This window comes from Methylobacterium sp. GC_Met_2 (genome assembly GCF_026540795.1).
GTDB lineage: Bacteria > Pseudomonadota > Alphaproteobacteria > Rhizobiales > Beijerinckiaceae > Methylobacterium.
Genome location: NZ_JALNUM010000103.1, coordinates 1 through 21659 on the forward strand (window position 1 = coordinate 1; position 21659 = coordinate 21659).

Here is a 21659-nt window from a genome sequence, read left to right on the forward strand (position 1 = left end):
CCCGGGCTCGCGCCGGGCTGCAGCAGACCCGGGCGCGTCGGGTTCGAGGCTGGCGGCCGGGCCGTCGTCATCCGCGAGACCATTCAGGCCGCCGCCTTCACCCGGTCGCGCGTGGCCTCGAAGGGCTGCACGAGGACGCGCCGCCCGGTCAGGTCGTGGACGGTGACACGCCATTCGGCCCAGTCGGTCCGGTTCGCCAACGCGCGCCGCACGTCGGCCGCGACCTTCTGGGCCCGGGCGCCTAACCGGCCGGCGGCGCGAACCTCAGCGCCGCGGGCGTCGAACACGCATTCCAGGCCGTTGGTGCAGTGGAAACGGTAGCGTGCCATCCCGTGCTCCTCTTGGCCGTCCGATTCGGCCCACCCTCTAAGTTCACTATATGTTCTTACACGCGCGATATCCAGCCTGGGCGAAGCGTCGCATCCGTTGCGATTTCCGGCGCGATCCGAGCCGTCCGCGACCGGGCACGGAACACGGACCGTCCTTCGCGCTTTCCGGCCAATACCCCTCGCCCAGCGATCCGGAACGCCGCATGACACGCTCCGCACTCCTCGCCCTCCTTCTCGTGGCCGGCTTGGCGACGCCCGGGCGGGCCGAAGAGGCACCGGCCGGCTCCGACGTCCTCAAGCCGATGATCCAGTCGGACAGTCTTGTGTTCAACGGTGTCACCCGCTCGGCGGACGGCCGGGTGTTCTCGCCGTTCCAGCGCCAGTCCAAGGACACAGGGATCGAGCTCGGCGAGTGGAAGGACGGCAAGGCCGTGGCCTATCCCGACGCGGGGTGGAACGCCTGGAAGAGCGGGGACGACCCGGCCAAGGCCTTCGTGGCGGTCAACGCCATCCGGATCGGCCCGGATGGCGACCTCTGGGTGGTCGACAAGGGCGCCCCCGGCATGGGCGAGGCACCGCTGCCGGGCGGCCCCAAGCTCGTGCAGATCGATCTCGCCACGAACGCCGTGCGGAAGGTCTACCCGCTGCAGGCGGCCACCAACGACCGGAGCTTCATCGACGATTTCCGCTTCAACGGCCGCAAGGTCTACCTGACGGATGCCGGCCAGCCCGGGCTGCTCGTCCTCGACCTCGACACTGGGGCCTTGCGGCGGGTGCTCGACGGGCATTGGTCGACGATCGCGCAGCGACCGCTCACCGGCCAGGGCCGGGTGCTGCGGGACGACAAGGGCAAGCTGTTGTTCATCCACGCCGACCAGCTGGAGGTCTCGCCGGACGGCAAGACTTTCTACTACCAAGCCTGCACCGGCCCGCTCTACAGCATCGAGACCCAGTATCTCGACGACGCCTCCGTGAGCGACGACGAGCGGGCCAAGCACGTCAAGCTCCATGCCGCCACCGTGGCGACGGGCGGCACGGCGATCGACGCATCCGGCACCATCTACGCGAGCGACACGGACGGCCTGCGCATCCTCAAGATCGCACCGGACGGCACGATGGGCACACTCGTGCAGGATCCCCGGCTGGTCTGGGTCGACGCGATGTGGATCGACGAGCAGGGCGGCCTCTGGATCCCGGCCGCGCAGATGAACCGCACGCCGGCGATGAACGGCGGCGAGACCTCGGCGGTGAAGTTCCCGACGACCATCTACCGGATGCAGATCGACGCCAAGCCGGTGCGCAACTGAGCCAGGGATCGGACGATCATGTCAGGGCTGCGAACCATTCGGCTGGCGCGTCTCGTCATGGCGGCCGGCCTCCTCCTCGGGGCGGTGTCGACGGGGCGGGCCGCAGGCCCCCTCGCGATTCAGGAGACTCGCCTTCATACGCCGCCTGACTCGCACGAGCCGCAGCGGGCGCTGATCGACCTGCGCAATGCCGGGCCGGATCCGGTCGCGCAGGTGACGATCCTCTGCACCTTCACGGGCGCCGGTGGGGCGGTTCTCGACACGCAGACGGTCTCGGTACCGGAGATCTTCGGCCACGCCGCCGTGCAGGCCGAAGCGATCTACTACGGCTATCCCAGGGCGAGCGGCGCGGCCTGCCGGCTCACCGAGCCGCATTGACGCCTCGTCCGGGCTCGCACCGCGCCCCCCATGCGGGCGGGGGTGGACCGCCCGCGGAGAGGTGGCGCCCAAGATCGGTTTCCGGCAGAAGGCGCCCACGCAACGTCCGTCTTGTCACAGGCTGATCCCTGTGCCCGCCACCCGATTCGCCCGCACCCAGACTGGCTGCGCTCCGTGTGCACGCGCCTCGGCGCGGCGGGGCGCCTGACCATGGATGCGCCCGGGCCTGACGACCTTCTGCGGCGCGCCTATGCGCTGGAGGCGGAGGCGGCCGCGCTGCGCGCGCGGGCGGCCGGATCCGCAGCCGTGGAGGACCGCCGGACGGCGGGCGCGCAGCGCCCATGGGCAGCCCTCGACGGCGCGACGCACATCGCCCTCATCGCCACCGACCCGACGGGGCGCGTCACGGACTGGAATGCCGGCGCACAGGCCATCCTCGGTTGGACCACGGACGCGATGCAGGGCCGGCCGATCGCGAAGCTGTTCACCCCCGAGGACCGGGCGGAGGGCCGCCCGGAGCAGGCGCTGCGCACCGCGCTGGACCAGGGCCGCGCCGAGGAGGTGGGCTGGCGCCTGCGCGCCGACGGCGAGCGCTGCTGGGTCTCCGGCGAGACGATGGCCGTGCGCGACGCGGCCGGCGGCCCGCCCGGCTTCGTCACGATCCTGCGCGACCGCACGGACCTGCGCGCGGCCGAGCAGGCCCTGCGCGCCAGCGAGGAGCGCTACCGGACCCTGTTCGAGGCCATCGACGACGGCTTCTGCGTCATCACCTTCCTCGACGGGCCGCACGGCCCACTGAGCGACTACGTCCACGTCGAAGCCAATCCGGGCTACGAGCGGCATACCGGCATCGCCGGCATCGTCGGGCGGACGTTGCGCGGCCTCGTGCCGCCCGACGACGCGGAGGCTTGGCTCGAACTCTACGGCGGCGTGCTGCGCATCGGAACGCCGATCCGGTTCGAGCGCTATTTCGCGCTCGTGGACCGCACCATTGAGGTCTCGGCGGTTCGGATCGAGCCGCCGAGCCGGCGCCAGGTCTCGGTGCTGTTCCGAGACATCACGGCGCGCCGAAAGGCGGAGGATGCGTTGCGCGCCAGCGAGGCCTCGGCCCGCGCGAACAGCGAGCGCGTCCAGCTCGCCCTGGCAGCGGGCGCGATCATCGGCACGTGGCTGTGGGACCTGCCGAGCGACCGGTTCACCGTGGACGAGGCGTTTGCGCGGAGTTTCGGCCTCGATCCGGCCCTGGGGCGCGAGGGCCTGAGCCTGGCCCAGGTGGTGGCGACCGTCCATCCCGACGACAGGGCGGGGCTCGCCGCGGCGATCGAGGCCGCGATCGCCCGCGGCGGGGCCTACGCGCACCAGTATCGGGTCCGCCGCGCCGACGGGCGCTACTACTGGCTGGAGGCGAACGGCCGCGTCGACCACGGGCCCGATGGCACGCCGCTCAGCTTTCCGGGGGTCCTGATCGACGTGGACGAGCGCCGGGCCGTCGAAGCGGAGCGGGACCGGGCCGCTGCGGCCTTGCGCAGCCTCAACGAGACGCTGGAGCAGCGCGTCGCCGAACGGACCGCCGAGCTGATGCGGGCCGAGGAGGCCCTGCGGCAATCGCAGAAGATGGAGGCGGTCGGTCAACTGACCGGCGGGCTCGCCCACGACTTCAACAACATGCTGGCCGGGGTCGTCGGCTCCCTGGAGCTGATGCAGACCCGGATGCTGCAGGGCCGGGTCGCGGATCTCGACCGCTATATCGGCGCGGCCCAGGGGGCGGCCCGGCGCGCCGCCGCCCTGACCCACCGCCTGCTCGCCTTCTCGCGCCGCCAGACCCTCGATCCGAAGCCCACCGACGTGAACCGTCTCGTCGAGGGCATGATGGAGCTGGTGCGCCGCACGGTCGGCCCCGCGGTGGCGATCGAGTCGATCGGGGCCGGCGGCCTGTGGCCGACGCTGGTCGATCCGCGTCAGCTCGAGAACGCGCTCCTCAACCTGTGCCTCAACGCCCGGGACGCCCTGCCCGATGGCGGCCGCATCGTCATCGAGACGGCGAACCGCTGGCTCGACCACAGGGCCGCGCAGGCGCGCGATTTGGAGCCGGGGCAGTACGTGACCCTCTGCATCTCGGACAACGGCACCGGCATGACGGCGGACGTCGCCGCCAAGGCGTTCGACCCGTTCTTCACGACAAAGCCCATCGGCGAAGGCACCGGCCTCGGCCTGTCGATGATCTACGGCTTCGCCAAGCAGTCGGGCGGGCAGGTCCGGATCTACTCGGAGTTCGGCCAGGGCACGATGGTCTGCCTGTACCTGCCCCGCCATCTCGGCGAGGCGGAGGGGGACACGACCCTGCCCGATCTCGCCCACGCGCCGCGTGCCGAGCAGGGCGAGACCGTCTTGGTGGTGGACGACGAGCCCACCGTGCGGATGCTGGTGACCGAGGTGCTGGAGGATCTCGGCTACGCGGCGATCGAGGCGGCCGATGGGGCTTCCGGCCTGAAGGTGCTCGAATCGGATGTGCGCATCGACATGCTGATCACCGATGTCGGGCTGCCCGGCGGCATGAACGGCCGACAGATGGCCGAGGCCGGGCGCCGGCACCGGCCGGACCTCAAGGTCTTGTTCATCACCGGCTACGCCGAGAACGCCGCCCTCAACCACGGCCATCTCGGCCCCGGCATGCGGGTGATGACAAAACCCTTCGCGCTGGAGGCGCTCGCCACCCGGATCCGGGGGATCATTGCGGGCGAGGGCTGAGGCGGGCGGCAGAGCGCGACGGGCCCCCTCTCCCGGGCGGGAGAGGGTTGGGGCGAGGGACGAGAACTCACCGGATTGGGCGCGCCATCGACGCGCCGGACGGGCGCGCTTCGCTTGGATAGGCCTGATCCCTCACCCTATTCCTCGCCCGCATGGGCTTGCGGATTCACACATCCGGTCTGGCACCACCGGTTCAGGGTCGTGCTCGGGTCCCCTCTCCCGAGCGGGAGAGGGGGCCTGTCGCGCTCGGAATTCCGCTCGTCACTTCGCGCAACTGGGAACAGGGACGCGAGAGCCTGGAACCGGCCGCCGCGACGCTCCTGCGCATCGTTTCGTTCGATTCGGATTCTGCTCTGACTGCACTGGCGACAACGGCCTTCGAACCGGCAGCTTCCGCTGCGAGCTCTCCGCCCGCCGATGCTGCCACACCCGATGCGATCGGACGTCAGCCGGTCACGATCTAGGCACCAGCGCTACGCTGGACCCGCGCGTTCTGCCAGAACGCCGCTCTGGCCTCCGACAGGGAACCAGACAGCGTGGCCGTTCTTAAGGTGGCGGGCCGGCCAGTGGGACGGGCCGGACCGGCCGCGACGGGCCGAACGGTGAGGCGACAGAGGATCTGCCGTGGATACGCAGAACGTTCCGGCCGAACTGAAGAGCTATTTCGACAGCTCCCACATCGCCCTCGCTCTGGCCGCCGTCACCGCCGACAACCCGCTGCTGCTGGTGAATGCGCCTTTCCACCAGCTGACCGGGTATGACGCGACGGACGTCGTCGGCCGCAATTGCCGCGTCCTGCAGAGGGATGCGGAGAACCGGGAGGCCCGCGCCAAGATTCGCGCCTTCCTCGAAGACGATCGGATCAATGCCGTGCGGACGACGATCGTGAATTTCCGCAAGGATGGGCGGCCGTTCGTCAATCTGCTGTACATGTCGAAATTGAAGGCGCTTTCGGGCGAGGTGCGCTTTCTTTTCGCATCCCAATTCGACATCAGCCGCTCGCAACCGGAGTTGCTTTCTGCGTACGATATCGAACTGAGCCGGACCTTGTCCCGGTTGAGGCCGACGCTTGCGGAGAGCGGCATCGTCATCGAGGGGTCCCTGATGACGATCGCCAACACCGTCGCCACCGTCGCGCAGGCGAAGCTCACCCTCGCGGATCTCGATGCACCAGGATTTCCTTGACGAGCCCGGGGCGGGAGCCCCGGAAGTCCTGGGTGGCGCCGGTCAGGTCGTGGCCGCGCCCTTCACCGGGCCGGTGGTGGGGATCGGGGCCTCGGCGGGCGGGCTCGAAGCCCTGCGCGAGATGCTGGCCCGCGCCCGGACGCCGACGGGCATGGCCTTCGTTATCGTCCAGCATCTCGATCCCAACCACGAGAGCATGCTGGCCCAGCTGCTGGATCGGCATACCGGGCTGGAGGTGCTCCAGTGCGAGGGCGGCGAGCGGATCACCGGCGACAAGGTCTACATCATCCCGCCGGGCCGGGGCCTAGTCATCCAGAACGGCGTCCTCGAACTCACGCAGTTCGTGCAGCCGCGGGGCTTGCGCCGGCCGATCGACGACTTCTTCCTGTCGCTCGCCGTCGATCAGCAGGCCAACGCAGCCTGCGTGATCCTGTCGGGCACCGGCGCCGACGGGACCACCGGCCTGCGCGCCATCAAGGAGCATGGCGGCGTCTGCGTGGTGCAGCAGCCGGACACCGCCCGCTACGACGGTATGCCGGTCTCGGCGGTCGGCACCGGCCTCGTCGACTTCGTGCAGCCGCCGGGCGAGATCGTGGATTGCCTCTCGGCCTTCTTCCGCCGCCGCGGCACCGATGCGGGCGATGCGGAATCGGGCGCGGTGGCCGATTATCTCGACGACTTGTGCCGGGTGCTCCGCGCCGCCGTGGGCCATGATTTTGCCGGCTACAAGCGCACCACCCTCGGGCGCCGGGTCGAGCGGCGCATGCACGTGCTGGGCTCCGAATCCGGCCGGGCCTATCTCGCCCGCGTCCGCGCCGACAAGGGCGAGTGCGAGGCTCTGTTCCGCGACCTCCTGATCAACGTCACCCGCTTCTTCCGCGACGCCGAGCTGTTCGAGACCTTGCGGGAGCGGGTGGTCGAGCCGCTGCTGCGCAACCGCGATCCGGACGAGGACATCCGGGTCTGGATCCCGGGCTGCTCCAGCGGCGAGGAGGCCTACAGCATGGCCATGCTGTTCGCCGAGGCTGCCCGCAGCCTCGACCTGCCGCTGGCCGTGCAGATCTTCGCCACCGACATCGACGAGCGCATGCTCCAGATCGCCCGGGAGGCGAGCTATCCGGCCGCGGCTCTGGCCGACATCCCGGCCCCGATGCGCGAGCGCTACATCGTCCCGCATGCCGAACGCTTCACCATCGCGGCCGAGATCCGCGACCTGATCCGCTTCTCCAGCCACAGCCTGGTCAAGGATCCGCCCTTCTCCCGGATCGACCTGCTCTCCTGCCGCAACCTGCTGATCTATTTCGACGAGCGTCTCCAGCAATCGGTGGTGCCGCTGTTCCACTACGCGGTGCGGCCGGGCGGCTACCTGTTCCTCGGCCCCTCCGAGAGCGTGAGCCGGTTCGAGCACCTGTTCCCCGTCCTCGACCAGCACGCGCGCCTGTTCGAGCGGCCGCCGGGCTCGCCGCAATACCCGATCGATCTGCCCGGCAGCGCCCGGCGCGGCGAAATCCGGCGCGGCGGGCGCGAGGAGCGCCGGGGCGAACCGTCGATCGCCGACGAGTCGGCGGCGGTGCGGCGCGTGATCGAGCGCTACGCACCGCCCAGCATGGTGCTGAACGAGGATGGCGGCATCATCAGTGCCTACGGGCCCTTGAGCCGCTACTTCGACTTCCCGGTGACGCGCACCGGCGGCACCAGCGCGATCACGCTGGCGCGGCCGGGCCTGCGCGACGTGATCGGCCCCCTGCTCCGGCGGACCCGGGACGCGCGCAAGCGCGTGGCGGTCCGGAACGTGGAGGTGCGCTCGGAATACGGCCTGCAGCAGGTCGAATTGATCTGCGATCCGCTGCCGGACGGCTCGATGCTGCTGGTCCTGCGCGACACCAGCGCCTTTGAGCCGTCGAGCGAACTCGACCTGCTCGACCTAGACGCGGGCGGCGACCATGTCGAGGCGCTGGAAGAGGAATTGCTGCGCACGCGCTACACGCTGCGCTCGACCGTCGAGGAATTGGAGACGACGAACGAGGAGCTGAAGAGCTCCAACGAAGAAATGATGTCGATGAACGAGGAGCTCCAGTCGACGAACGAGGAGCTGTCCACGGTCAACGACGAGTTGAAGATCAAGGTCGAGCAGCTCACCATCGCCAACGCCGACCTGCGCAACTTCTTCGAATCGACCGACCTCGCCGTCATCGTGCTGGACCGGGCGCTGCGGGTGCGCAGCTTCACGGCGGCGGCCACCGCGATCTTCCCGCTTCAGCCCGGCGACCGGGGCCGGCCGCTGGCCGATGTCGCGGGCCGGCTCGCCGGCCAGGACTATCTGCACGACGCGCAGGCGGTCTGTACCGGCGGCTCGGCCATCCAGCGGCGCCTCACCACCCGGGACGGCGACCGGACGCTGTCCTTACGCGTCCTGCCCTATCGCCTGCAGAACGGCAGCATCGACGGCGCCACCCTGGTGCTGACCGACATCACCGAGGCCCTGTCGCTGGAGCGCCAGCTCGCGGCGGAGCGCGAGCGGCTGGAACTGGCCGTCAAGGCGGGTGGGATCGGCGTCTGGGAATACTGCCCCGACGCCGGGACCATCGTGGTCGACAGCACCGCCGGCACGATCTTCGGCCTCGCCCCCGACACGCCGCACCCGGTCCCGGCCCTGGTCGCCAGCGTGGTGCCGGAGGACCGGGTCGGCCTGGAGGCGGCGCTGGCCGAGGCCGCCCACGGGCTCGACGAGTTCGAAGCGCGCCTGCGCGTGCGGGCGATCGACCACGCCCCCCGGCACATCCGGAGCTACGGGCGTCCGACCCGGAGCGGCGACCGGAAGCGGATCGTCGGCGTCTGCATCGACGTCTCGCCGGAATACGCGCTCGCCGAGACCCGCGACCTGATGCTGCGCGAGATGAACCACCGCGTGAAGAACCTGTTCGCGATCATCGGCGGCATGATCTCGGCGGGCTCGCGCACGCACCGCGAGATCGGAATCTTCGCCTCCGACATGCGCGACCGCATCTCGGCGCTGGGCCGGGCCCATTCGCTCGCCGACCCCACCGACGGCCAGGGCCTGAGCGACCTCGCGGGCCTGATCGGCGCGACCCTGCGCCCGTACCGCGACCATGTCCCGACGGTGATCGAGGGACCGCTCGTGGCGATCAACTGGCGGCACGTGTCGTCCCTGGCGATGATCCTGCACGAATGGGCGACCAACTCCGTGAAGTACGGGGCGCTCGGAGCCGAGGACGGGTCCCTGTCGGTGACCTGGGACCGGGGGCCGGACGGGCTGATCCTGGACTGGTGCGAGCGGATGGCCCGGGTGGCCGAGCCGCGGCCGGGCCGGGGCTTCGGCTCGCTGCTGGTCGAGATGTCCCTGCGCCAGCTCGAAGCGACCGTGGAGCGCAGCCACGACGCCTCCGAGTACCGGATCGTGCTGCGCCTGCCGGACTCGGCGCTCACGGCGGGGTGAGACCGTCCGCCCAACCCATCTCCGGGTCGGAGCGTCTCACGCGGTCCCGCTGGCCGGGCCGGGCCTGCGCACCGGCCGGCTGACGAACCGGGAGCCCGCGAGCAGGAAGCGCCAGGGCGTCTCGGCGCCGCGGGTGATCCCGATCCGCCGGTCGCTCACCACGTCGGCCGGCTCCGTGCGGGGCGTGAACCGGAAGGGCGCCCGCCCGACCGGCCGGCCGTCCTGGGCGCCGGTGACGCCGAGGGCCTGACAGAGGCGGCCGGGCCCGGCGCAGAGCAGCCGCGCCTCGTCCAGACCCCGCCGGGCCTGCATGACGGGCAGGCCCTCGGTCGGCGCCAGCGCCCGGATCAGCACCGCGCTTCCGGGCTCGCACACGAGGTTCAGGCACCAGTGCATCCCGTAGGAGCGGTAGACGTAGACCGTCCCGGGGGCCCCGAACATGCTGGCGTTGCGCCGGGTGGGGCCGTTGAAGCTGTGGGAGGCGGGGTCGGTCCGGTCATAGGCCTCCGTCTCGACGATGACGCCGCCCGCCCCATCGACGAACAGGCCGGCGCCGATCAGGTCCGTCGCCACCGCGGCGGCCGGTCGGGCGAAGTCGAAGTCCAGCATCGGATCCCGGGGTTCGGCTCGAGGTTCGGGGTGCCGCGTCGACGGAGGTACCCCGCGGCAGGCCGCCAGGTCGACCCGCCACGCAGCGCGGCGAACACGCAAGCAACGAAATAGATCGGGCGCAATACACGTCTTGATGGTACGAAGGTCGGCGAATGCGAGCCGCCGGCCGATCCCTTCGGACCCCAGCATGACGCGCACAGCCGCGATCGCGACGCTGCAACCCGCCGGAGAGCCCACCGGCACCCGGCCGTCTGTCGCCGCGCCGCGGCGGTCGCCCCTGACCCTGCGCCGCCTCCGCCTAGCGAGCGGTCTGGTGCTGTTTGCTTACGTGCTGACCCACCTGATCAACCACACGCTCGGCAACGTCTCCCTGGCCGCTATGGAGGACGGCCTCGACGTCGTCACGGCCCTCTGGCTCAACCCGCTGGGGCTCGCGCTCCTGTACGGCGCGCTCTCGCTCCACATCCTGCTCGGGCTCCAGGCCCTCTACGCGAGCCGCTTCTTCCGCCTGCGGGCTGGCGAGATCCTGCAACTGGGCTCCGGCCTCCTGATCCCGCCGCTGCTCGTCAGCCACATCGCCGGGACCCGGATCGCCTTCGCCACCGAGGGGCTCGACAAGGGCTACGCGCAGGAACTCTACGCCTTCTGGGTCGCGGCCCCGATGCTCGGCGCGATGCAGGCGACCATGCTGGTCGTCGCCTGGGTCCATGGCTGCGCGGGCCTGTATTACTGGCTGCGGCTGAAGCCCGGCTTCGGGCGCGCGGCGCCGGCGCTGCTGGCACTGGCGGTGCTGGTACCGGTCGTGGCGCTGCTCGGCTTTGCGCAGGGCGGCCGGGCGATCCGCGCCCTGGCCCAGGATCCCGCGTGGCGGGCAGTGGCGCTCCAGCCCATCCATGTCGGCCTGCCCGATCAGGTGGCACGGCTCGCCGACATCCGGGACCGGATGCTCCTCATCTACGCCGGCCTCGTGGCGGCCGTCATCGTGGCGCGCGGGGTGCGGACGCTCGCGGAGATCAAGCGCGGGACGGTCCGGCTCAGCTATCCCGACGGGCGGATGATCCGCGTGCCCCGGGGCACCAGCGTGCTGGAGGCGAGCCGGCGCAACCGGATCCCGCATGCCAGCGTCTGCGGCGGCCGCGGCCGGTGCTCGACCTGCCGGATCCGGGTAACGGATGGCAGCGACGGCACGCCGCCGCCCGGCCGGGCCGAGGGGGCGGTGCTGGCGCGCATCGCCGCCGGGCCGGGGGTGCGCCTCGCCTGCCAGTTCCGGCCCGAGACCGACCTCGCGGTGGTGCCGCTGTTGCCGCCGCAGCCGCGGATACGCCCGACCGACCTGCTCGACCGGGCGGAATCCGGCGAGGAACGCTTCATCGTGGCGATGTTCGTGGACCTGCGCGGCTCCACCCGGCTCGCCGAGGAGCGGCTGCCTTACGACACGGTGTTCATCATCAACCGCTTCCTCGGCGCGGTGGGCGAGGCCGTGCGGGCCGCGGGTGGCTCGACCAACCAGTTCCTGGGCGACGGGCTGCTGGCCCTGTTCGGCCTGGAGGGCGAGCCCGAGCAGGCCGCCCGGGACGCCCTGCGGTCGGTGGACCTCATCGGCGAGTCCGTCGCCGCCCTGAACCACCTGCTGGCGGAGGATCTGGAGCACATCCTGCGCTACGGTATCGGCGTGCATGCCGGCCCGGCGATCGTCGGTGAGATGGGCGATGCCACCGACGCCCGCTTCACCGCGCTCGGCGACACCGTCAACGTCGCCGCGCGCCTTCAGGGACTGACCAAGCGCCTCGGCTGCGTGGCCGTGGTGTCGGAGGCGGTCTACCGGGCGGCTCGCGTCGCACCGGAGGCGGTCCGGGACATCGCGGTGGACGGACGGTCCGATTCCGTGCGGGTCAGCGTGATCGGGAGCCTCTGAACGAGGCCGGCGTCAGGCCGGGCGCCGCGCGGATCCATCCCTGAGGGCGGGCGCCAGCGCCAGCATGAGCGGCACCGCGGCGAGCGCCGTCGCGGCCGCAGCCGCCGCCGCCCAGTGCGGGCCGGCCGCGTCGCCGAGCCGCCCGTAGAGCAGCGGCGCCGCCAGCGCGCTGCCGCCGAGGGTCCACGTGTAGAACACCGCGAAGGCCCGCTCGACCTGGCCGTCCGGCGCCAGCTCCGGAACCGTGCCGTAGAGCACCGAGGAGGTGCCGTTCAGCATCACGCCGAGCAACGGCAGCAGGAGCAGTGCGGGCGCCAGCGGCAGCGCGATCACCGCCAGGATCATCCCGGCGGTCCCGGATTCGGTGAGGATCACGGTGCGGGTCACGCCGAGGCGCTCGCCGATCCGGCCGCAGACGGCCTTGCCCAGGGCGCCGCCGATGAAGACGAGGGACAGCGCGAGGCCGACCGTGGTCAGCGCCGCGCCCTTCTCCTGCATCAGGAACGGCAGGTAGATCAGGAAGGCCGGCCGGGCGGCGTTGTCGAGCATGCCGATCGCGACGAGGAGCCGGAACCCGGCCCGGCCCGCCGACACACCATCGGCGCGCGCCGGTTTCCGCGCGGCCGGGCCCGGATCGGCCTTGTGTGAGTCAGGATCACGCGGCAGCAGGCGGCCGACGGCGAGCGCCACCGCGAGGCCGACGCCCGCCACCACCCAGAGGGCGTGGCGCCAGCCCGTCAGCGTCAGCAGGAAGCCGACCAGCGGCGGAACCGCCGCCTTCCCGAGATCGCCGGTGAAGTTGTAGGTGCCCAGCGGGCCCCGGGCTCCGGGTCCGTAGGCCCGGGCGATCACCGCCGAGGCCAGGGGATGTTGGGTGCTGCTGCCCGCGCCGCCGAGGAGCAGGCCGACCCCGAGCCCGATCAGGCCGCCCGAGGCACCCGCGACGGCATAGCCCAGGGCGCTGAGCAGGGTGCCGAGCGCCAGGACAGTCCGGGCGCCGAGCGATTGGGCCAAGCGGCTCGCCGGCATCTGCAGCGCCGCCAGGGCACCGTTATAGAGCGAGCGCAGCAGCGCGAGGGCGACGTAGTCGAGGCCGAACTCGGCCTGCCAGACCGGCAGCAGCACGTAGATCAGGTCGGTATAACCGTCGTGCAGGGCGTGGTTCAGCCCCGTGACCGCGAGGATGCGCCGCGTCTCCTGGGGAGCTGTGGGCTCGGACGACACGGTCAGGTTCGATGCGAGGGCCATCCTGTCACCTTCTGGCTGCCGTCACAGGATGGCCGCCTGGTTCAAGGCTGACAAACGACTTATGCTGACCCGCGCGTGAGGAAACCTGACCCGTGCATCGCCGGCTGCCCCCCCTGAACGCCGTGAAAGCTTTTGAAGCCGCAGCGCGCCACGCAAGCTTCACCCGGGCGGCGGACGAGTTGCACGTCACCCACGGGGCGGTGAGCCGGCAGGTGCAGACGCTGGAAGACTGGCTGGGCGTGCCCCTGTTCGAGCGCCACAACCGCCGGGTCGTGCTCACCGAGGCCGGAGCCGCCTACGCGGCCGAGATCGGCGCCGCCCTCGACCGCATCGCCCTGGCGACCGCCCGTCAGGCGGAGCGGGGGCGCCCGCACCTGCTCCACGTCAACGCGCTGGCAACCTTCACCCTGCGCTGGCTGATCCCGCGCCTGTCCGGCTTCCAGCGGGTCAACCCGTCGATCGAGCTGCGGCTGACCACCTCCAACGTGCCCCTGGCGCGCCTGACCGAGCCGTTCGACGTGGCGATCCGGGGCGGACCGGAGACCCGCCCGGGCCACGTGGCGGAGCCGTTCCTGTCCGAGCGGCGCATCCCGGTCTGCAGCCCGGCTCTGCTGCGGCGCCTGCCCCTGGACGAACCCGCGCAGCTCCGGCAGCACACCCTGCTGCACGCCGCGACGCTGCCGCGGGTCTGGCCCGACTGGCTGCGGGCGGCCGGCGTACAGGACCTGACGCCTCAGGCCTCGGTGACGCTGGAGCATTTCTACCTGACGCTCCAGGCCGCCCTCGACGGGCTGGGGATCGCCATGGGGCCCGAGCGCCTGATCGCCGACGACGTGGCGGCAGGGCGCCTCGTCCTGCCCTTCACGGGGCCCGCACTGCCGGCGCGGAGCTACTACACCTACGTCCCGGAGACGCGCACGGAGGATCCGGCGATCCGCGCCTTCTGCGGCTGGCTGGCCGAGACGGCGCGGCTTCCGTGAGGAGGGCGTCATCGCTACGGGCTGCACAGGTTTGAGGGAGGCACCGGCGCACGAGGGGCCTCCCCCGCGTGCGGGCTACGATGTTCACAGATCCCGGGTGGACGCCGGTGTCGATGCCCGAGCGCAACGGGCCCCTCTCTCCCGTGCGGGAGAGGGTTGGGGTGAGGGACGAGAAGGTTCAGGATCGAGCGCGCCATCGCGGCACGTACCGGTCGCGCCTGATCCGGACAGTTCTCATCCCTCACCCTGTCCCTCTGCCGCGCGGGAGAGGGGACCTACGCTCGACCCTGAACCGAGGTGGCCGGCCCCAAAGTGGGAACCCGCAAGCTCACACGGGAGAGGCGACCCGCCCCCTTCCGAGCAGGCGCACACCCGCCCAGACCGCAATGCCGTATCGCCCGCAGCCGTCATCGCGGGCGCAGCCGAGCGACCCATGGCGGTGGGCCACCCATCGCCCAGCCTCGCGAAGACTGAATCCAAGCGTCACGTTTGATGTGGCGCGCGGCGTCGGCGCGACGCATGGTCGGGATCGGAACGCGCCCGATCCCGTCCGGGTTGGCGTGAGACGCTTCTGCCGAAGGTGACCGCATGGCGCGCAGGCGTCCCCGTCCGACGATCGAGAGCCTGATCGAGGCCCTGGGGAGGCTCGGCCTGTCGCCGGAGGCGGTCGATCTCGACCGGCTGCTCGCCCATCTCGAACTGCCCGAGTACGGCGCAGAGGTGGAGGACGAGCGCGTCGCCCAGGTGTTGCGCGCGATGCGGGCGGCCCGGGCCTTCGCGGAGACCGGCGTTCCGGCGATCCGGAAGGCGATCCCGACCCTGCGGGCCGTGGTGACCAAGGACCACCGGATCACGTGGCTGGTCCGGACCGAGATCCCGCTCCTCGACAACGGCCGGCTGGACCTGCGGCTCGACATCGCCCCGGACCCGGAGGCCGCCGCGATCCTCGCCCGCATGGCGGCCCGCAACGACCCCACCCTCGGCCTGGAGCCCTTGCGCGAGGCCCTCGCGCGCACTGCGCTCGACGCCACCCGCAGCCTGCACAAGCCGGTCGACCGGCTGCGGGCGCAGCTCCTCGTGGATCTCCGCGAGGTCGGGGCGGATGCCGCCGCCTACATCGCCCACATGGATCGCTCCCTACGGTCGCGGGTGTTCACCTACGGCGCGAAACTCCCGCGTTCCCTCAACGACACGCTCACCCCCGTGCGCCGGCACGCCAAGGCGGTAGCGCGTGAAGGCTCGCGCCTGCGCCGCCTGCGCGATCAGGTCGGGTTCGGCGCCTATATCGAACGCTTCACGGCCGCCCGGCGCCTCAACCGGAAAATCCTGTTCCACATGGGGCCGACCAATTCCGGCAAGACCTACGCGGCCCTGCAGCACCTGACGGAGGCCGAGACCGGCGCCTATCTCGCGCCGCTGCGCCTCCTGGCGCTGGAGAACTACGAGGCCCTGCGCGAGCGCGGCCTGCGCGCCGGCATGATCACCGGCGAGGAGGTGCTGGGCGAGGCGAACCCGACCCACACCGCCCGCACCATCGAGACCGCCGACCTGACCCGGCCCATCGACGTGGCGGTGATCGACGAGATCCAGATGCTGTCGGATCCCGACCGCGGCTGGGCCTGGACCAACGCGCTGTTCGGCGTCGCGGCCCGCACCGTGATCGTCTGCGGCTCGGACGACGCCCTGTCGTATGTCCGCCGGGCCGCGGAGGCCGCCAACGAGTCCCTGGAGGTGATCCCCTTCACCCGCAAGTCGCCGCTCCTGCTCATCGAGGAGCCGGTGCCCCTGGAGAAGGTCGAGCCGGGCGACGCGGTCGTGGCCTTCTCCCGTCGGGCGGTCCATGAGAACCGCGAGATCCTTGTGGCGCGCGGCCACCGGGTGGCGACGATCTACGGTGCCCTGTCGCCGGAGGTCCGCAGGGCCGAAGCCGCGCGCTTCCGCTCCGGCGAGGCCAACGTGCTGGTGACCACCGACGCGATCGGCATGGGGCTCAATCTCGGGCCGCTCAAGCGGATCGTGTTCTCGACGGTGCGCAAATGGGACGGGACCGCCGAGCGGGCGCTGACCCATTCCGAGATCCGGCAGATCGCCGGCCGGGCCGGCCGCTACGGGCATCAGGATGTCGGCTACGTGGCGGCGACCGACCCCTATGCCGCCGAGCCGATCCGCACCGCCCTCTCGGGCGCCCCGACGGCACCGGCGGCCGACACGCGTTTCTTCGTCCGCCCGGATCTCGGGGCGATCCGCTCGGTCGCCGAGGAGATGCGCACCCACAGCCTGTACGAGGTGCTGACCCATTTCGCCCGGGCGACCTTCTACGCCGGCTCGCCGTTCCAGCCCTCGGCGCTTGAGGAGGTGCTCGACGTCGCCCGGACGGTCGACCGGGCCCGGCTGCCGATCGAGGAAAAGTTCGCCTTCTCGGTCTGCCCGATCGACCGGCGCGACGAGATCGCCATGGGCTTGCTGGAGCGCTGGTGCCAGGCGCGGGCCGCGGGCCTCACGGTCCCGGCGCTGCGCGGGAACCTCGCGGGCGCGCTCGACTATCAGGAGCGGACGGTGAAGCTCGCGAGCGCCTATCTCTGGCTATCGCGACGCTTCCCCGAGACCTTCGACGACGTGGAGGCGATCCGCCACATGCGCGGCCGCGCCAACGAATCCATCGAGCAGCACCTGCGCGAGACCGCGACCCGCAAGGCCGAGCGGCGCACGCGCCGCAGCGCCGGGGGGCGGTGACGGGCGGGCCTTGACGGTCCGGTTTCAAAAGGTCCGGGACCTTTTGCGGGTGCAGGGCAGCGCCCTGCTGTCACGCTATTCCCTGTCGTCGGGCTTCAACGCGACGCGCGCCAGGGCTTCACCCTGGCAACCGACCGAAGGGCAAGCCCTTTGGAATCCCGGGATGCGAGCGATCCGCGATCAGGCGCCGGCCCAGCCGGATGCAGGGCCGCTCGACGAAGCGATGGACCGGGGCCGCGATGGCCAGCGCGACCAGCATCGCGGCAGCGATCAGCGCGTGGCCGGGAACGACGAGACCCGTGGACCGGGCGGCGGCGATCACCACCTCCTGGGCGACCGGGCCGAACAGGTAGAGGCCGTAGCTTACCGCGCCGAGCCACGCGAAGAGCGGCGCCTCGATCCGGCAGCGCGTGGTCATCAGGGCGAAGAGCAGGAGCGCGACCCAGTAGGTGGCGGTGTAGCGGTACCACGTCTCGCCAAATCCGAGGTCACGCCCGTAGGCGAGCACCGAGATGACGGGGATCGCCAGTGCGATCAGGGCGAGGAGTCCGAGGGCGGCCCGGCGGGTCTCCGGCTGCCCTTCCCGCGGCCCCTCCCCTTGCCCATCGACATGCCAGCGGCGCCAGAGCGTCCCCCAGAACATGATCGCCAGGGCCAGCGGCAGCGCCACCGGCAGGGCCTTGCCGAGATGATAGCGCGCCACCGCCATCAGGACGGCCGCCGCCAGCATCACCATCGCCGCGCCCGCGAGGCCCCGCGTCCGCTGGAGCAGGCCGGCGCAGAACAGGAGCACGCAGAGCCCGTAGAAGATCAGCTCGATCTGCAAGGTCCAGTACAGGCCGATGATGTTCTCGATGCCGGCGAATTGCTGGAGCATCGTCAGGTTGGCCAGCACGGTCGAGACCGGGAGATCCCGGCCCAAAGCGAGGTAGAAGGCGCAGATGCCCATGGGGATCGACAGCCAATAGGCCGGATACAGGCGGAAGAACCGGCCGATCGCGAAATCCCGGATGGGGGTTCGGCTGCGGGCGTCGAGCGAGTAGGGCACGACGAAACCCGAGACGGCGAAGAACATCACCACCGCGACCTTGCCGAGATCGACGGACTGGGTGAGCGCCTGGAACAAGGCCCGCTCGAGCCCGCCCCCCGCCTGTCCGGTCTTCACGAGATGGTCCGCGAAATGGAAATAGATCACCGCCAGGGCGGCAAGGCCGCGGATCGTGTCGACATAGCCGAGCCGGGCGCCCCGCATCGCTCCACCTGTAAAAATGCAAGATCACGGTGCGCATTCGCCAGCGCACCACTGCGGAAACAGTAGAGCCATTCCCTGTCGGCTTCACATCCAAATCGATCGCGAATCCCAAAACTGTCCGGACAGGGTTAAGGCGGGTGCACGGCGGGAGACCGCAATCCGCTGAAACGCGAGAGGGCCCGGACCGCAATCAGGCCGGCCAGACCTCCGCGAGGGTCCGGCGCAGATCGGCCGGCATGAAGGGCTTGACCAAGCAGGCGTTGACGCCGGCCCGCCGCACGGCCGTGAAGGCGTGGGCGTGCTCCTTCGTGGTCATCATCACGAACAGCGTCTCGCGCAGGCGCCGATCTTCCCGCACATGGCGGAGCAGCTCGAAGCCGGTCATCGGGAACATGTGCAGGTCCGAGATGACGAGGCCGTAGGCATGCGCGCTCAGCATCGCCAGCGCCGCGGTACCGTCAGGGGCCTCGCGCACGTCGCGAACGCCGATCTGTTCGAGGACGGCACGGACCACCGAGCGGATCAGGGGCACGTCGTCGACCACGAGGACAGGCATCCGGCGCGGATCCGGCACCGGCTTGCCGCCCGGCTTCGGCTGAGGCTGCGGCGCGGGTGATGAAGATGCGGTTGGCGCGCTCATGCCGCGACCTGCGCGTTCGGGTCCGGGAATTCCGACAGGATCGCCGCCTGTACGCGCGCGGCCAACGCCCCGGCTTGGTTCGCCCGTGCGTCGGCCGCTCGCGCGCCGGCTTCGGCAGCATTGGCCCGCGCCGCGGCGGCGGCGATCCGAGCGTCCACACGGTGGCCAACCACGTCGGCCAAGGATTCGGCTCGTTGGGCTTGCCGCTCTGCAGCGACGACCGCGTCGCGGGCACGCCGCAACGCCTGTCTGCAGGAGCGATTCTGGTCCTGGGCATGCACCTCGATTTGGCGCAGACGGCGTGCAGCCGCGCGCACCAGATCGACCAGCCCACTCCAATCGGGCAGCGCGGGCGCCCGGACGTCCAGGCACGGGACAGGGCGCAGGCGCCTGTCGGATCGCCCGTCGAACAGGGCGACACGACCCGAGCCGATCCTGTCGGCGGGCCGGGGACACGGACCCTCAAGAACGTTCTGGACTTCGCTCACGACACACTTCTCACGGCCGCATGTAGTGATATGAGAAGAGTTTATTGGTAAATAGATCGTTTAACCATAGTTCACTATGCGCTGAGCCGCTCGGCAACACCTGATTTTGACGACCCAAGCGTCAACGATCGTGCTCTGCACGGGCAGTGCCTGCGGATCGCCGCCGGTTGGCGGGAACCAGGTCCGAGCGCGCTCAGAGCAGGCATGACGCGAAGCCTTTGCTCCGAACCGCCATCGTGCGCCGAACCGACATCCGCATCGGCGGGGAGCATGCCTGCCGCAGCCTATCGCGGTCTCCGGATTTCGCGGCGATTGAACGGGTCGAGCCGCGAAGGGTGGTGGCGCGCCATCGCCTCCAGAACTGTCAAGCTTAATAGAGATGCGCAGTATCTACTTAACTTCGCATCGCCTATCACGGTTAATACGCAAAAACATGATTAACACTGCGATAAACATGTGAATCGGATCCGAATAAATCAAACACTGCTTGCATTCGTTGCCGCAACGGCCGCCTCATGGGATTATCAGTATGGGTGGGTGCAAAGATGAAGTACGTAAGTATAGCCTGCTTTGCAGTGGTCGCGGTTAATCTGTGCAGTCCCGCCTGGGCCGGCCGCGGGAACGCCCTCGCGGGCGGCTGGGACAGCACGTTGACGAACGGGAAGCAGAACGCCGCTCCGGCAGCGGCGCCGGCCACTACGGGGACGGCCGCCTCGACATCCCTCTTCAGCGCCGGGATCTTCGCAGGATCGTCCTTCAGTTTGAGTTCCGTGGGTGGCGGGTCCGGCGGCAATACCGGGGGTGCTCCCTCGCCGGAGGTCAATGCCGCCCTCAGTCTGATCCTCGTCGGCGGTACCGTGGCCTTCCTGCGCCGCCGGCGATTCCGCAATGCCAAGCCGCAGGCCTGACGGTTTGGCCATGATCGAGCGCGCGCGGCGCGGCATCGGCATGCGGTCGGGCACGGGCCCTGCGGGACTCGCCGACCGGGCTGCCGCCTGGGCCGTGCTGATCTTCTCCGCGGGCACCATGCTGTCGGCGATCGTGCAGCGCCACCTGTTCGAAAAGGCGCAGACCGCACAGCATCTCGTCGAGTTCAATGCCGGCGAAGCGTTCGCGCTGGCCGCGCTTCTGTCCCAGCTCCTTTCCATCCCGGATGGCAGGATGGCACTGGCGCGCTCCGATCGCGCGATCCTGGTGGTGGCGGCGCTCGCTTGGTTCATCCCCGAGCAGCATGGGGTTTACTTGGCGATGACGCTTGCCGGCGGCTGGATTCTGCTCACCAGGCGGGCGGATCGACACTGGGCCGGCATCGGGCAGATCTGGCTCGCCCTCTCCATCTATGCGTTCTGGGGCAAGCTCATCTTCAAGATCCTCTATCAGAGCATCGAGGGCGCGGAGATCGGCCTGATCTATCGAATTGGCCGTCTGGTCTACGACGGAATCGGGACGGAAGGAGCAAGCCTCAGCGTCCGTGGTGATTGGGCGATCGTCGTCCTTGAAGGATGCTCGTCCTTTCACAACCTGTCGCTGGCGGTATTGATCTGGCTCTCAATCCTGAAGATCGCCGATCAGCCCGTCAGCCGCCCGGCGCTGGGGGCGCTCGCAACGAGCTTCGGCCTCGTGGTGGCGATCAACGTCGCACGCATCCTGGCAATGCTCCCATCCCGGGAGGCCTACCATGTCTGGCATGACGGCCAGGGGGCGTCCCTGGTGGCGCTGGCTTCCGTGGTGGCGATGATCGGTCCCGCGCTGTTCTGGATCGAGGAGCGCAGATGCGTGCCGAGTCGCCGAGCCTGATTCCGTCAGCGCGGGGTTGCCTCGTCCTGTTGAGCCTCCTCCTGGGAGCATCGCTCGCGGTCCGCGCCTATGCGCACGCACAAGCGGCTGATTCCGGTGGGATCGCGGCCCCGGGGGCGAGCGTCCCCTCGGTCGATCTCGGCGCGGGCGCCTCGTTGCCACGCGCAAGCGCCGGACGTCACCATGTCGTGGCGGGTTCGTGCGCGCGCGCGGCCCTCGTCACCTTCGTCTGGGTCGGTCCCTACGGATCGGATCCCTCGCTGGTCGACACGCCGGATCCCGAAGATCGGGTGTCCTACATCTATCGTGGCTGGAACCTCGGACACCGATTCGCGACCGTCAGCCTCAACGCGATCTATTTCATCCGCTTGGCCCAGGCCCGGCTCAGCACCGGGCGAAACCCGGCGGCCGATGATATCGCCGTCAAGATCGTCGTGCCGGCCGGATGCGATGCCACGCCGGACACTGTGCTGGTGGCCTTCCGGAAACAGGTAAGCTCGACGGACTGAGCCTGGCGACGGCCCGACTGTCAGCCGTGACCGACCTTGGCCGGCCCGCGCACGGCATTTCGCCGCCGCTGATCAAAACAA

The 21659-nt window shown here is 70.4% G+C and carries 17 protein-coding genes; 11 read left to right on the top strand and 6 right to left on the bottom strand.

Annotated features, from left to right (window positions below; genetic code table 11):
- Positions 1 to 83: 83 nt before the first annotated feature.
- Positions 84 to 329, bottom strand: a complete 246-nt coding sequence (locus tag OXS49_RS25765) for a hypothetical protein (protein WP_243926065.1) — start codon at positions 327 to 329, stop codon at positions 84 to 86.
- Positions 330 to 532: 203 nt separating this feature from the next.
- Here OXS49_RS25765 and OXS49_RS25770 point away from each other — a divergent pair, with 203 nt between their 5' ends.
- The 5 genes from OXS49_RS25770 (at position 533) to OXS49_RS25790 (ending at position 9404) form a co-directional block, all read left to right on the top strand.
- The gene (locus tag OXS49_RS25770) at positions 533 to 1636 is read left to right on the top strand and encodes a major royal jelly family protein (RefSeq protein WP_244004141.1); all 1104 of its coding nucleotides are present in this window, start codon (positions 533 to 535) and stop codon (positions 1634 to 1636) included.
- A gap of 18 nt (positions 1637 to 1654) precedes the next feature.
- A complete protein-coding gene (locus OXS49_RS25775; RefSeq protein WP_244004139.1) occupies positions 1655 to 2014 on the top strand; it encodes a hypothetical protein in 360 nt (119 codons plus the stop codon).
- A gap of 210 nt (positions 2015 to 2224) precedes the next feature.
- A complete protein-coding gene (locus OXS49_RS25780; RefSeq protein WP_267427528.1) occupies positions 2225 to 4762 on the top strand; it encodes a PAS domain S-box protein in 2538 nt (845 codons plus the stop codon).
- Positions 4763 to 5386: 624 nt separating this feature from the next.
- Positions 5387 to 5947, top strand: coding sequence for a PAS domain-containing protein (locus OXS49_RS25785; protein WP_267427509.1), 561 nt, complete (start codon positions 5387 to 5389; stop codon positions 5945 to 5947).
- A complete protein-coding gene (locus OXS49_RS25790) occupies positions 5928 to 9404 on the top strand; it encodes a CheR family methyltransferase (protein WP_267427510.1) in 3477 nt (1158 codons plus the stop codon). Before OXS49_RS25785 ends, OXS49_RS25790 begins: the two co-directional genes overlap by 20 nt.
- Positions 9405 to 9440: 36 nt before the next feature.
- On the opposite strand, the gene OXS49_RS25795 is transcribed toward OXS49_RS25790, so the two are convergent.
- Positions 9441 to 10013, bottom strand: a complete 573-nt coding sequence (locus tag OXS49_RS25795) for a DNA-3-methyladenine glycosylase (RefSeq protein ID WP_267427512.1) — start codon at positions 10011 to 10013, stop codon at positions 9441 to 9443.
- A 190-nt stretch (positions 10014 to 10203) separates the two neighbouring features.
- Here OXS49_RS25795 and OXS49_RS25800 point away from each other — a divergent pair, with 190 nt between their 5' ends.
- Positions 10204 to 11931, top strand: a complete 1728-nt coding sequence (locus OXS49_RS25800; protein WP_267427514.1) for an adenylate/guanylate cyclase domain-containing protein — start codon at positions 10204 to 10206, stop codon at positions 11929 to 11931.
- Between the two features lie 12 nt (positions 11932 to 11943).
- On the opposite strand, the gene OXS49_RS25805 is transcribed toward OXS49_RS25800, so the two are convergent.
- Positions 11944 to 13179 (bottom strand): MFS transporter, encoded by a 1236-nt coding sequence (locus OXS49_RS25805; protein WP_244004126.1) that lies wholly within the window; start codon positions 13177 to 13179, stop codon positions 11944 to 11946.
- Positions 13180 to 13271: 92 nt separating this feature from the next.
- Here OXS49_RS25805 and gcvA point away from each other — a divergent pair, with 92 nt between their 5' ends.
- Positions 13272 to 14159, top strand: coding sequence for a transcriptional regulator GcvA (gcvA, locus tag OXS49_RS25810; protein WP_267427516.1), 888 nt, complete (start codon positions 13272 to 13274; stop codon positions 14157 to 14159).
- A gap of 588 nt (positions 14160 to 14747) precedes the next feature.
- On the top strand, positions 14748 to 16892 hold the full coding sequence (locus tag OXS49_RS25815; RefSeq protein ID WP_267427518.1) for a helicase-related protein: 2145 nt from the start codon (positions 14748 to 14750) through the stop codon (positions 16890 to 16892).
- Positions 16893 to 17010: 118 nt separating this feature from the next.
- On the opposite strand, the gene OXS49_RS25820 is transcribed toward OXS49_RS25815, so the two are convergent.
- From OXS49_RS25820 to OXS49_RS25830, 3 genes are all read right to left on the bottom strand, one after another.
- Positions 17011 to 18144 carry an acyltransferase gene (locus OXS49_RS25820; RefSeq protein ID WP_267427520.1) on the bottom strand — a complete coding sequence of 378 codons (1134 nt, stop codon included), beginning with the start codon at positions 18142 to 18144 and terminating at the stop codon, positions 17011 to 17013.
- 190 nt (positions 18145 to 18334) lie between these two features.
- Positions 18335 to 18784 (bottom strand): response regulator, encoded by a 450-nt coding sequence (locus OXS49_RS25825; protein WP_267427522.1) that lies wholly within the window; start codon positions 18782 to 18784, stop codon positions 18335 to 18337.
- A complete protein-coding gene (locus tag OXS49_RS25830) occupies positions 18781 to 19272 on the bottom strand; it encodes a hypothetical protein (protein WP_267427524.1) in 492 nt (163 codons plus the stop codon). The genes OXS49_RS25825 and OXS49_RS25830 overlap by 4 nt, the downstream gene beginning before the upstream one ends.
- Positions 19273 to 19922: 650 nt before the next feature.
- Here OXS49_RS25830 and OXS49_RS25835 point away from each other — a divergent pair.
- The 3 genes from OXS49_RS25835 to OXS49_RS25845 are packed head-to-tail and all read left to right on the top strand — an operon-like array spanning position 19923 to position 21578.
- A complete protein-coding gene (locus OXS49_RS25835; RefSeq protein WP_244004113.1) occupies positions 19923 to 20180 on the top strand; it encodes a hypothetical protein in 258 nt (85 codons plus the stop codon).
- Between the two features lie 10 nt (positions 20181 to 20190).
- Positions 20191 to 21069 carry a hypothetical protein gene (locus tag OXS49_RS25840; RefSeq protein WP_267427526.1) on the top strand — a complete coding sequence of 293 codons (879 nt, stop codon included), beginning with the start codon at positions 20191 to 20193 and terminating at the stop codon, positions 21067 to 21069.
- Complete coding sequence (locus OXS49_RS25845; RefSeq protein ID WP_244004109.1) at positions 21045 to 21578, top strand: hypothetical protein; 534 nt, start codon at positions 21045 to 21047, stop codon at positions 21576 to 21578. Before OXS49_RS25840 ends, OXS49_RS25845 begins: the two co-directional genes overlap by 25 nt.
- Positions 21579 to 21659: the final 81 nt, after the last annotated feature.

Coding starts and splice junctions, on each gene's coding strand:
- OXS49_RS25765 (WP_243926065.1), bottom strand. CDS start 329: ATGGCACGCTACCGTTTCCACTGCACCAACGGCCTGGAATGCGTGTTC.
- OXS49_RS25770 (WP_244004141.1), top strand. CDS start 533: ATGACACGCTCCGCACTCCTCGCCCTCCTTCTCGTGGCCGGCTTGGCG.
- OXS49_RS25780 (WP_267427528.1), top strand. CDS start 2,225: ATGGATGCGCCCGGGCCTGACGACCTTCTGCGGCGCGCCTATGCGCTG.
- OXS49_RS25775 (WP_244004139.1), top strand. CDS start 1,655: ATGTCAGGGCTGCGAACCATTCGGCTGGCGCGTCTCGTCATGGCGGCC.
- OXS49_RS25820 (WP_267427520.1), bottom strand. CDS start 18,144: ATGCGGGGCGCCCGGCTCGGCTATGTCGACACGATCCGCGGCCTTGCC.
- OXS49_RS25845 (WP_244004109.1), top strand. CDS start 21,045: ATGCGTGCCGAGTCGCCGAGCCTGATTCCGTCAGCGCGGGGTTGCCTC.
- OXS49_RS25815 (WP_267427518.1), top strand. CDS start 14,748: ATGGCGCGCAGGCGTCCCCGTCCGACGATCGAGAGCCTGATCGAGGCC.
- OXS49_RS25795 (WP_267427512.1), bottom strand. CDS start 10,013: ATGCTGGACTTCGACTTCGCCCGACCGGCCGCCGCGGTGGCGACGGAC.
- OXS49_RS25840 (WP_267427526.1), top strand. CDS start 20,191: ATGATCGAGCGCGCGCGGCGCGGCATCGGCATGCGGTCGGGCACGGGC.
- OXS49_RS25825 (WP_267427522.1), bottom strand. CDS start 18,784: ATGAGCGCGCCAACCGCATCTTCATCACCCGCGCCGCAGCCTCAGCCG.
- OXS49_RS25800 (WP_267427514.1), top strand. CDS start 10,204: ATGACGCGCACAGCCGCGATCGCGACGCTGCAACCCGCCGGAGAGCCC.
- OXS49_RS25790 (WP_267427510.1), top strand. CDS start 5,928: ATGCACCAGGATTTCCTTGACGAGCCCGGGGCGGGAGCCCCGGAAGTC.
- OXS49_RS25805 (WP_244004126.1), bottom strand. CDS start 13,179: ATGGCCCTCGCATCGAACCTGACCGTGTCGTCCGAGCCCACAGCTCCC.